This window comes from Coprobacter tertius (assembly GCF_024330105.1).
Classification (GTDB): Bacteria; Bacteroidota; Bacteroidia; order Bacteroidales; family Coprobacteraceae; genus Coprobacter; species Coprobacter tertius.
Genome location: NZ_JANDHW010000015.1, coordinates 1 through 12,446 on the forward strand (window position 1 = coordinate 1; position 12,446 = coordinate 12,446).

The 12,446-nt window shown below is 39.5% G+C and carries 6 protein-coding genes; 3 read left to right on the forward strand and 3 right to left on the reverse strand.

Annotated features, from left to right (window positions below; genetic code table 11):
• Nucleotides 1-243: 243 nt before the first annotated feature.
• Nucleotides 244-2,421: an alpha-galactosidase gene (locus NMU02_RS12105; RefSeq protein ID WP_255028196.1), complete on the reverse strand. Its 2,178-nt coding sequence runs from the start codon at nucleotides 2,419-2,421 to the stop codon at nucleotides 244-246.
• Between the two features lie 366 nt (nucleotides 2,422-2,787).
• Between NMU02_RS12105 and NMU02_RS12110 the strand changes: the two genes are divergently transcribed.
• Complete coding sequence (locus NMU02_RS12110; protein ID WP_255028197.1) at nucleotides 2,788-5,082, forward strand: beta-galactosidase; 2,295 nt, start codon at nucleotides 2,788-2,790, stop codon at nucleotides 5,080-5,082.
• Nucleotides 5,083-5,211: 129 nt separating this feature from the next.
• Here NMU02_RS12110 and NMU02_RS12115 read toward each other — a convergent pair whose 3' ends face one another.
• Both NMU02_RS12115 and NMU02_RS12120 read right to left on the reverse strand, forming a co-directional pair.
• On the reverse strand, nucleotides 5,212-7,035 hold the full coding sequence (locus tag NMU02_RS12115) for a trypsin-like peptidase domain-containing protein (protein WP_255028198.1): 1,824 nt from the start codon (nucleotides 7,033-7,035) through the stop codon (nucleotides 5,212-5,214).
• 104 nt (nucleotides 7,036-7,139) lie between these two features.
• Nucleotides 7,140-8,675 (reverse strand): DUF3078 domain-containing protein, encoded by a 1,536-nt coding sequence (locus NMU02_RS12120; RefSeq protein ID WP_255028199.1) that lies wholly within the window; start codon nucleotides 8,673-8,675, stop codon nucleotides 7,140-7,142.
• Between the two features lie 212 nt (nucleotides 8,676-8,887).
• Here NMU02_RS12120 and pyrG point away from each other — a divergent pair, with 212 nt between their 5' ends.
• On the forward strand, nucleotides 8,888-10,495 hold the full coding sequence (gene pyrG, locus NMU02_RS12125) for a CTP synthase (RefSeq protein ID WP_255028267.1): 1,608 nt from the start codon (nucleotides 8,888-8,890) through the stop codon (nucleotides 10,493-10,495).
• Nucleotides 10,496-10,550: 55 nt separating this feature from the next.
• Nucleotides 10,551-12,446: a membrane protein insertase YidC gene (gene yidC, locus NMU02_RS12130; protein WP_255028200.1), complete on the forward strand. Its 1,896-nt coding sequence runs from the start codon at nucleotides 10,551-10,553 to the stop codon at nucleotides 12,444-12,446.

The following is a 12,446-nucleotide window of genomic DNA, read 5'->3' on the forward strand; positions in this document are numbered from 1 at the left end:
AAATTGTCGGCCATTTAGCTGTTTACTCAAGCGCAAAAGTAATTAAATTTTAATATCGCACAAACAATTTTAATAGAAAACAGGATACAATATTTTAAAATACATTAATTTACCAGACACTATTATCTCTGATACACTTCTCCGGGGATCCTTCACTTACGTTCAGGAGGACAAAAGGGCGGTCACGTCCCGGATAACAGAAGATGTCATCCGGGACGTGAACAAAACATTTTATTTATCGAATCAGTTTACGGATATAATTCTTATCACTTTACTGGAATATTCACCATAAAGGGGAATATCGATTCCTTCTTCCATTAAATATTTCCCGCTTATTACTATCCCTTCTTGAGGCAAACCGTCGCTTATCCGATTCAGTTCTTCCAGCTTGTATTTTCTATTCGGGTCGAGACCTGCCATTCTGAAACGGGGAACAGGCTGATTATAAAAATGCTCGAGCTTGTAAGCAAAAAATACGGCTTCATCTTTTTCCGGAGTAACATACATGAGCGAAGACACCCCTTTTCGGTCATAAGGCGATATCAACCGGTAAAGATCCCCCTGCTGCACGACCGGACGTATTATTTTATACGAAGCTATGGCTTCGCGGGCAAATTCTTTTTCGTCGGCCGTCATGTCTGCGGGTTGCATCTCCATTCCCAACCGGCCCGACATCGCTACATCGAAACGAAATTTTAAAGGAATAGAACGGCCGGTCTGATGATTTCTGCCCGCACTCACATGAGAGGCCATAGCGACAGCCGGATAAAAATCGGAAAATCCCCATTGAATGTATACACGCTGTAATGCGTCGGTATTGTCACTGGGCCAAAATTCGTCGAAATACGGCAACAAGCCATAGTTAACCCGTCCGCCACCGCTGGCGCAAGCCTGCATTGCGACTTCGGGATATTTAAATCGTATCTTTTGGAGTACATCGAGTAGTCCCCGATGATAATCGATATACAGATGCGACTGTTTATCTTGAGGGAGATACGAAGATCCGTAATTAAACAAAGACATATTGGCATCCCATTTTATATATTTTATTTCGGGGTGCGCGGTAAGTAATTTATCCACCACACCAAAGACGAAATCCTGTACTTCGGGATTAGACATATCCAACACGAGTTGCGTACCCCCTCGTCCTTTAAACGCTTCCCGGTTATCTTGACAAATGATCCAGTGGGGATGTTTCTCATACAATTCACTTAGCGTATTGATCATTTCCGGTTCTATCCATATACCGAATTTTATATGATTCTTATCGGCAGAAGCAATAAGTCCTTCGATACCGCCGGGCAATTTTTCCCGGCAAACTTCCCAGTCTCCCAACCCCTTCGTATCGTTATTTCTCGGATATTTATTTCCGAACCACCCGTCATCCATAACGAATAATTCGCCGCCTATATCCGAAAAATCCTTCATCATCTGTTCCATGACGGTCTGATTCACGTCAAAATATACACCTTCCCAACTATTCAGCAAGATATCACGGTTTTTATCCCCGTGAGCCAACTTATATTTACGGGCCCACCGATGAAAATTGCGGCTTACACCACCTTTACCCTCTATACTATATGTAATCGCAAGCGGAGGGGTTACAAAATTCTCTCCCGGCGACAATTTATAATATGATGCGTCTTCGTTGATACCTGCAATAATACGAGTGGTACGGGTATAATCTATATCGAAGCGCAATGCATAATTTCCGCTCCATGCCAATGAGCCGCCCAATACCGCTCCGGCATCTTCCCGGGGATGTCCATCGACAGATAACATAAAGGAAGGATTGTCGGTTTGAGAATTTCTCACGCCGTCTTTATTTTTCAGCATTTTCATTCCCGGTAATAGCCTCTCTTCTTCCTGATACGATTCGGAAGCCCAGTTTCCGTGCAAATGGGTAAGCCAGTGATCTCCCTGACGCACAGGCAAAAAAGCGGAAGCGAACTTGTACAACGTCACAGGTTTCTTTTCACGGTGTGAGATTTCGGTCCATACTTCGATGACATCCGTCCCGCTATATGTCTTATAGCACAGCTTTACCGTAAAAGGATATTTTGGATCTTTCAAAATAAAAATATAGGTTTCACCGTCTTTCGCCGCTATTTTCACGGTATCTTCCAAATAGAGGTCGAGCGACATGTTCCCGTCGGCATGCGTTACTTGTACGGCCGGCTCGGTCACACACTCGATACCGAATGAAGGATACGCTTGTATATCTATCGCCGTGCCGCTGTTATAAACGTCGGCCGGAGAATTTATTCTCGTACCGTAATACCTGAATAAAAGCCTTTCTCCCTTCTTGCCCGACACCAGCAACGACGTGTTAGGCGTTGAAATAAGGTAATCGGCGCCTTCTGCCGAATAAACAGCGGAAAAAGAGAACAGAAAAGATAAAAGTAAGATCAGATTTTTCATTTCAGTATCGTAATTTATTATTATCATTTATCGGCTTTCATCGGTCGAACCATAATCGATACCCATTTCTCATCTTCATTGTTAATCGTCAGGTACCTCAATAAATCTTTTTGTGTTTTTCTCATCATAAATTTCTCGGAATCAGTCTCCGAAACGCTATTAATAATTGTAGTGACATATCTAAAATAGAATTATCAAATATGCAATTAATCCTCTAATATAAACCATTATGTTTGTAGTGTAAAATTATATAAAGTATTAAGACAGACAAAAACTCAGGTTGTTATTTTATAATAAATTTTAGCTCTATTATTTTAAAAGATATATTTTTGCATAAATCATATTTACTTAATAAACTATTTCCCTATGAGAAAAATAATCTTTTTGTTATTACTCTTCGGCATTTTTCAATTAAACCGGGCACAAGAATCATTTACCATTCAGGGTCACCAGTTTGTACTGAACGGTAAGCCTGTGCAACTGATATGCGGCGAAATGCATTATTCACGCATTCCGCACGAATACTGGAGAGATCGTTTAAAACGGGCAAAAGCCATGGGACTAAACACGATCTCGACGTATGTTTTCTGGAACTTTCATGAAAAGCAACCGGGAGTTTTCGATTTTAAAGGACAGGCCGATTTATCTGAATTTTTACATATTGCGCAAGAAGAAGGATTATACGTAATATTAAGGCCCGGCCCGTATGTATGCGCCGAATGGGATTTCGGCGGGTACCCGTGGTGGCTGCTGGAGGAAAAGGGCATGATATACCGTAGCAAAGACCCCAAATTTATGAATGCCTGCAACCGTTATATAAAAAGGTTAGGCAAAGAGGTTTCCCGACAAACGATAACCAAAGGGGGGAATATCATTATGGTACAAGTCGAAAACGAATACGGCTCTTACGGCAACGATAAAGAATATCTTGCCGACTTAAGAGATATGATAAAAGATGCCGGATTCGATGTTCCGCTGATCACCTGCGACGGCGGCGGACAATTACCCAACGGCCAAATCGACGGAACTCTCGCGACCGTCAACGGAGTATTAGGAAACGATATTTTCAAAATTATCGATAAATATCATCCGGGAGGACCTTATTTCGTGGCCGAATTTTACCCGGCTTGGTTCGATGTATGGGGTAAACCTCATTCGGCGGTAAATTATCAAAAACCGGCAGAGCAACTCGATTGGATGCTGAGCCACAATATTTCGGTAAGCATGTATATGTTTCACGGAGGCACTAATTTCTGGTATACTAACGGCGCGAATACCGCTAATGGTTTCGAACCTCAACCTACCAGTTACGATTATGACGCACCGTTAGGAGAATGGGGGAATATTACCCCTAAATACATAGCTTTCAGAAAGGTAATCGAAAAATATCTGCCCGAAGGAGAAAAACTACCTGATATACCGAAGAATAATCCGACCACCTCGTTCGCATCTATCACACTCGATAAGAGCGCACCATTGAACGCCATATTCAAAAATACGAAAATCTCGGAAAATATCCTTACCATGGAAGATATGGGACAGGATTTCGGTTATATACATTATGCTATTACGCTGAACAAAACCGGTAAAAACGAGCTGAAATTAAACGAGCTTCGCGATTATGCAGTTATTTTTCTCGATGGGAAACAAGTTGGCAGCGCTGATCGCAGGCATAACCAAAACAGCGTAATACTCGAAGTAAAACATGTACCGGCACGTCTCGAAATAATCGTAGAAAACAGCGGACGTATAAATTACGGTCCCGATATTTTACATAATCGCAAAGGAATTACCCATAATGTATTGTGGGGAGATGAGGAACTTTCCGGTTGGGAAATAACGTCATTACCTCTTTACAAGGAAAATGTCTCGAAACTCGAATACGGCAAGCCGATAAAAGGGATACCCGCTTTTCATAAAGGGACTTTCTTTATCGAAAAAATAGGAGATTGTTTTGTCGATATGAGCAAATGGGGAAAAGGTGCCGTATGGGTAAACGGTCATTCATTAGGTAAATTCTGGAATATCGGTCCGCAACAAACTTTATACCTACCTGCACCCTGGCTGAAAAAAGGTAAAAACGAGATCATCGTCTTTGCCTTAGAAGACAACGGAGAACGTTCGTTACAAGGATTATCCCAGCCCATATTGAATCAGTTGGGAACCGACATCAATTTACCAGTGAAAAAGAAAGAAATTTACTCACAGAAGCCGATCCTCGACAAAGGAGATATCATTCTGTCTTCTTCTTGTAATAAAACAGATAACTGGCAAACATTTCCATTCGGAAGCACAAAGACTTTAAGGCATCTATGCATAGAAATACTGTCGTATCAGAATGCAGAGGATCCCTTTGCTCATATCGCCGAAATAGAACTGATCGATGAAAACGGAAATGCTATCGATAAATCGAAATGGAGTGTGGTATATGCCGATAACCAAACAGACAAAGGGAAAGCGGAATATATCTACGACAATGATTTAACAACTTCATGGCAGGCTGATCCTGGTAAAAAACAAGTTCCATTACACATTATAATAGATACGCATGAAATAAATAAAGCAAAAAGTATTCGTATAAAAACAGATGAGGGTAAAGAAGGTAACGGGATTAAAGATTTCAGGATTTACGGCCGACCCCAATTCTTTTTATTTGAATAATATAGATTTATTCATACATATCGGCTTCTAAGACATTCCCGTTCTTTCAAATATTATTTACGATAATAAACAAACGGGAATATATCATTAAAATAGGCAGGGGAAATAAATTTATTTCCCCTGCCTATTTTAATGATTGCAATTTTCATTCATCCATTTTTCCGCTTCTTTATCTCCAAGACCCGCAGCCATCCCCATATCGGCACAAGCTTTGCTCATTTCTTGTAAATTATACCAACACAAAGCGCGGTAATAATACATATCAGCGTCCTTTTCCTGAGCTATAGAAATCGCCTGAGAAAGTTTCTCCACAGCCAAACGATAATCTTTTTTATAATAATTTATATACCCCCATACTGCATACAAACGCACATCTTCTTTATCCAAATCGATTGCCGAAATAATATCCTTTTCAGCCATATCATACATTTCGAGAGATGCCTCTACTTTCGCTTTTTCTCTGAGAATATCGGATAATGACATTTTATCAGAATTTTTATATTGCTTAGCGGCCTCATTATAAGCAAACAACGCCTCGGATACACGTCCTCTTGCCGCACGACACAATCCCCTCAGATACAACATCTCCGAATTTTTAGAGTCCTGTCGTAAAACACTATCGACAATCGCATCCACTTCGTCATATTTTCCGACTTCGAGTTTTTGCCATACGGTTTCTTCTTTCGGTACTACATTTGAACTCGTTATCGACGGAATTTGCGGTGAGCGCACTTCGTCCTCCTCATCCGACTCGTCTCGGATATTATCGGCCAAGATAAGATAAGTATTAATTTTACGTTTGGAAACCAATTGAGGAAGGATAAGAGTCGTGTCGTTATTTATTTTATCTACAGGAAGATTAAGCCCTACACTTTTGGCCATTTTTAACAGGACAGTCGATTTAGAAGCAAAATTGGCAGCCGTGAAAACACCTGATCCAGCACTCGTGTGCCCGATGAGCATACCATTGCGATCGAAAACAGGACCTCCACTACTACCATAGGTAACAGGAACCGACATTTGATAAAAATCTAAATTATGATTTGTAGCGCTGATAATTCCTTCTGTTACTTTAATCGTGTATCCCAGCCGGTCTGAGATAGGAAATCCGAGAGCAAAACAACTTTCACCTTCGAGAGCTTCGGTATTCCTGAAATGATAATTCACTCTATCTATACCCGGGAAACGAAAATCTTTTATGCGAATAATAGCGATATCGCTTTCCTTGTCGGTGGTCACGACGATAGCTTTATACCTTTGTGTATAATCCCCGTTAATGCCCATCACATATAGATGACGTGCCCCGTCAACAACATGATCGCAGGTAGCGATATACCCGTCGGTCGTTAACGCATACCCCGAGCCTTCCCAACTTCCGGGAGCTTTCTCTTTTCCTGAATGTACTCCCTCTTTGGGTTGAGGATATTCACGGGTAAGATAATCGAAAAGCTTATTTTGTTTTTTATACATCTGGACGGTAAACCGCTGAAAATTATATACTGCCGTAGACGATAAATACTGAATATCATTGAAATTATATAATTCGATAAATTTATATTTATGACGTATCGCAGTAGGCTCTATAAATCCTACGATTGTTCCTTTTTTCCATCTTTTACCGGTATTTCCCGGATAATCCCACCATTGTCCTAATTTTTTCCCGGGAGGATTCAAAAGAACAATCCGGTATTTTATCGTTTCAGGAACAATACCGTTAACAGGATTTCTTTCGATCAAAACCGAAATATTATTTTCGAGTCTCCATATCCCTTCTAATTCTGAAAGCTGATCTTTACTATCGATTATTCTTTTTGCCTGTTCAACCGATGTAATCGGAGAATAAAAAACCTGTTCGTACCATTCTTTCGATTTTTTATTCCATTGACCCCACATCTGCGAGGTACACAATAAAACATATAAAAAGACAAAAAAAGTAATAACATTCCGTTTCATGGCCAGACAATTAATTAAGTACACAATACGACTTTTAAATCGCATCGCTTTCATATAACTTCAGTAATGAGAGACGGCTATAAAAACTCAACCCGGTAAATTCATCAAAAACGATAATTAAAACCGAAACTCAGCAATTCTTTCAATTGTAAATATGTATTCCGTTCTTTCTTGGGCTGTCTGTCGTCATAACGTAAATGCACAAAAAGACGGGTAGAAAAATAACGGTTCAAAACAAAATCGAAACTATTTTCAAAATCGATTTGTATACGATCATAATTGGTAAAATAAAAGAAACGCGAATTCCAGTGCATATTCCACAAAAACTCCCATTTTAAAGTCGTTTCGAACGATGAACCGTACTGATTTTGGGTTTTCCCTTTTTCGATACCGAACCATTGAGGATCGATGTATTTGTCCCGAGCCACAAATTTCAGGTTATAAGATAAAGGAGAAGGCACAACCGAAATATGTAACTTACGCGGGTCGTTATCGTACTGGTACGACATACCTAAACCGAGATTCAATTCTCCCGGAGACAAGAATTCGGCCTGTTTCTCATCCGAATTGGCTTTGTAACTACTTAATAACTGAGTTTTGAACAATAACGTTAGCGAATAATACCATTTATATTTCTTATTCGCTTTATATCCGAATTTCGAGTTTATCTGAAACAAGTCTTCATTTACCCGAATAGATCGTACCGTATCGTCAGGCGCATTATTCAATCCCAATTTCCACTGTATTGTATTCTCAAAAAGAACACGTTTATAATCATCATATTTCAGATTATATACCTGATTGCTTACGATGTTAAGGTTACTTTCCCCTCCTTGGTACCAATTATCGGATATGTGTACCTGCGAAAACTGAATAGAACTCTGGAATCCAGAAATCCAGTTTTTTAACTTTACCTCTTCTTTTTTTATCTGCGACTGATCTATCTCTAATTTATCAGGCTCTACCGTCAGTAAATTTTTCAACCGGTTGCTCTTCAGTTTCTTCGGTTCGGGTACATCCGGCAACTTCTCCCGATCGTATTTTATCGACTGCGGAGAAGTCACTATCATATTAAAACGAGCATCATCGGCTATCCCATTTAAAGCAATAACGTCTTCCAGCCATTGATCAGACCCCAATGGAGGCAGCCTATTATATCCGGTTTGTTTTTCAGGAATACTCAGTCCTTTAACCTCTTGATTCTGATAACTGGTAAATATAATCGGTAAAAATATTGGATTAACAGGCATCGTATCGGAATAAGTCATTAACGAATCATAATGTAATGCCATATATAATGCCCGTTCGACTTGCGGAGACAACTGAATAGTCGTATCAGGTTTAACAAGCTTCAACAAATTCGCCGTTTTAAGACTATCTATCACGGCTCTATCGACCGGTTGTTTTTTTATTTTTGATTTTTTCTTTTTTATCGTATCGGTAACGGTATCATTCTTAACCGTAGTTTTTTCAGGTAACAAAATTTTTTGATCCGTACTATCAACCGTTACCTCTTTAGCCGGTACAACCAAAGAATCGGGGATTGCCGGTGTCGCATCCACAGACTGAGCACTTATATTAGCCATCGCTAATACCCCTATAATACAACTCCACACGATTCTTTTAAAAAGAAGTTCCATACGATGCCGTTAAATTTGTTTACAAAGATAACCAATTAATAACAAATTATTTTTATAGAACCCTCAAAAAAATGTTTAACAACATGATTTCTCTCTTCAATTGTTAATTCATAATTAATATGAAAGATTTTCCGGCGTTTGTAGAGAATTTTTCATACTTTTGCATTTTAAAAAAATTAAACCGCACATAATTAAAGTATTAAATATATAATATTGTGGATACAAAGTATATTTTTGTTACAGGCGGAGTTGTATCTTCCTTAGGTAAGGGTATCATCTCCGCATCCTTAGCCAAATTGTTACAAGCCCGGGGGTATCATGTTACTATCCAAAAATTCGATCCCTATATCAACATCGACCCGGGAACTCTGAACCCTTACGAACATGGCGAATGTTACGTAACAATCGATGGACACGAGGCCGACCTCGATCTGGGACATTACGAGCGTTTTATCAATACCCGTATGACTCGTGCCAACAATATTACTACCGGACGCATTTACCAAAATGTAATCGACAAAGAACGACGCGGTGATTATTTGGGAAAAACAGTACAGATCATCCCCCATATTACCGACGAAATAAAAAGAAACGTAAAATTATTGGGAACGAAAAACGAATTCGACTTTGTAATTACCGAAATCGGCGGTACCGTCGGAGATATCGAATCGCTTCCTTTCCTTGAAAGTGTGCGTCAGCTTCGATGGGAAATGGGGAAAAATTGTCTTTGTATCCATCTTACCTACGTTCCTTTTATCGCTGCTGCCAAAGAGGTAAAAACAAAACCTACCCAACACTCGGTAAAACAGTTACAGGAAGTAGGTATTCAGCCCGATATTCTCGTTTTACGTACCGAACATGAACTAAGTGCCGATATACGACGTAAAGTCGCTTTATTCTGTAATGTAGATCCTTCTGCAGTTATACAATCGATAGATGTACCTTCTATCTACGAGGTACCGATTAAAATGCAGCAACAAAAACTCGATGAAATCGTATTACAAAAAACCGGGATGCCGATAAATTCCACTCCAGAACTGAAACCGTGGAAAGAGTTTCTCTCTCAAATGAAAAATGCCAAAGAAACTGTGCGCATCGGCCTGGTTGGAAAATACGTAGAGTTACCCGACGCTTATAAATCGATTAATGAAGCGCTGTTTCAAGCTGCGACTTATAACGACCGGAAACTCGATTTAAAACTCATTCATTCTGAAAAACTAAACGAATCAAATACTAAAGAACAAATCGGATCGATGGACGGAATCATTATCGCACCCGGTTTCGGACAACGAGGAATCGAAGGCAAATTTGCTGCCCTGAAATATGCCCGCGAAAACGACATTCCTACCTTCGGCATTTGTTTAGGTATGCAATGCATGGTTATAGAATTTGCCCGGAATGTTTTAGGATATACCGATGCCAATTCGACAGAAATGGAAGTAAGCACCAAACACAATGTTATCGACCTGATGGAAAGTCAGAAAAGTATTTCCAATATGGGAGGAACTATGCGTTTGGGTGAATACGACTGTATTCTGCAGGAAGGCTCGAAAGCAGCCAAAGCTTACAAAAGCACACATATTAAAGAACGTCATCGCCACCGTTTCGAATTCAATAGCGATTACCGCACGGAATTTGAAAATGCCGGCATGAAATGTACCGGTGAAAATCCCGATACTCATTTGGTAGAAGTAGTAGAAATACCCGCATTGAAATGGTTTATCGGTGTACAATATCATCCCGAATATAACAGTACGGTACTGAAACCCAATCCCCTATTTGTAGATTTTATAAAAGCTGCGGTAGAAAATAAAAAATAATTACCTCTGGAACAGAATGTTCCTCATTGATAATATTTAGTGAAAACAAAAAAATATGGATAAAAACACAATTATCGGTTTTATTCTTATCGGACTTATACTTTTCGGCTATACTTGGTACTCACGGCCTTCCGAAGATCAAGTAGCAGCCATGAAACAGTACAATGACTCGATCGCGCAGATCGAAAAAGCCGAATTGTCGGCTCTCGATGAAATTTCAGATACGGCAACTACACTGCCCGCAACCGACACTCTTCCCGTTATCGATAAAGACTCTTTGCAAAAGATCGAGACTCTGAAAGCTTATGGTGCATTCGCTTCCGCAGCTGTTGGAGAAGAAGAAATGATTACTCTTAAAAACGACTTGGCAACTATTACGTTCAGTAATAAAGGAGCCCGTATTTACAAAGCCGTACTCAACGAATACAAAACTTACGATTCGCTGCCGTTGACTCTTTTCAACGGAGAAGAAAATGATTACGGATTTATATTTAAAACGAGTGGGCGTATCATCAATACTTCTGATTTATATTTTAAACCGACCGTTTCACCCGATGGAAATTCGGTATCGATGCGTCTCGACCTTCCTCAAGGAGCTTATTTCGAAATGATTTATACTCTTTTACCGAAATATATGGTAAAGCTCGATATAAAGCAAAAAGGAATGGATCGTATTCTTCCGACAAACACCGCATCCCTCGATATATACTGGAATCAAAAACTTCGTCGACAGGAAAAAGGCCGCATGTTTGAAGAACGAAACAGTGCACTATATTATAAGTACTTTGCATCGGATGTCGACAGATTGAGCGAATCGAAAAACGAGAATGAAAATATCAATGTAGGAATCAAATGGTTCGGATATAAAAACCAGTTCTTCTCGTCTGTATTTATTGCGGACAATAAGTTTAACGGAGGATCGATCAGTTCAAATATCGAAAGCGAACCGAACTATCTTAAAGATTTCGCTACCGAAACTTCCATCGACTATAGTCCGGCTGCAGCTACCGTTCCCGGTTTCCAATTTTATTTAGGTCCGAATCTGTTCCCTTTACTTAAAAGTTTCGATAAAAAAGTAGATAAAAAAGAACAACTCGATCTCGACCAATTGGTTCCTCTGGGATATAAATTTTTCCGGTGGATAAATACTTGGTTTATAATTCCTATATTTACTTTCCTAGGTAAATTTATCAGTAATTACGGAGTCATTATTTTGTTATTGACGATTATTATCAAAGTGATTCTGGCTCCATTGACTTTTAAATCTTACATGTCGAGTGCGCGTATGCGGGTACTTCGCCCACAGATAGAAGAAATAAACGCTAAATATCCCGGCCAAGACAAAGCTATGGAACGTCAACGCGCTACTATGGAACTTTATAACCGAGCCGGTATAAACCCCATGAGCGGATGTCTTCCGATGTTATTACAAATGCCTATATTGTTGGCTATGTTCGCTTTTTTCCCGTCCTCGATCGAATTAAGGCAGCAGTCGTTCCTTTGGGCAAAAGATTTATCTTCTTACGACGCTATATTTACCTGGAATACTTACATCCCCATTATAACTCCTTATTTTGGGAATCACATCAGTTTATTCTGTCTATTAATGACCATTACAAATATTATCTATACCAAAATAAATATGGATAATCAACCCGGCGGACAACAAATGCCCGGTATGAAAATAATGATGTACATGATGCCGCTGATGTTCCTGTTTATCTTCAATAACTATGCATCGGGACTCAGTTACTATTATTTCATATCGTTACTGATTACGATCATACAAACTTATGCTTTCCGTAAATGTATCAACGAAGAAAAGGTTTTGGCTAAGTTAAAAGAAAACCAAAAGAAGCCACGTAAAAAATCAGGTTTCATGGCTCGCCTCGAAGAAGCTCAAAAACGGCAGGAAGCAGCAATGAAACAACGAAATAAAGGTCGTCGATAA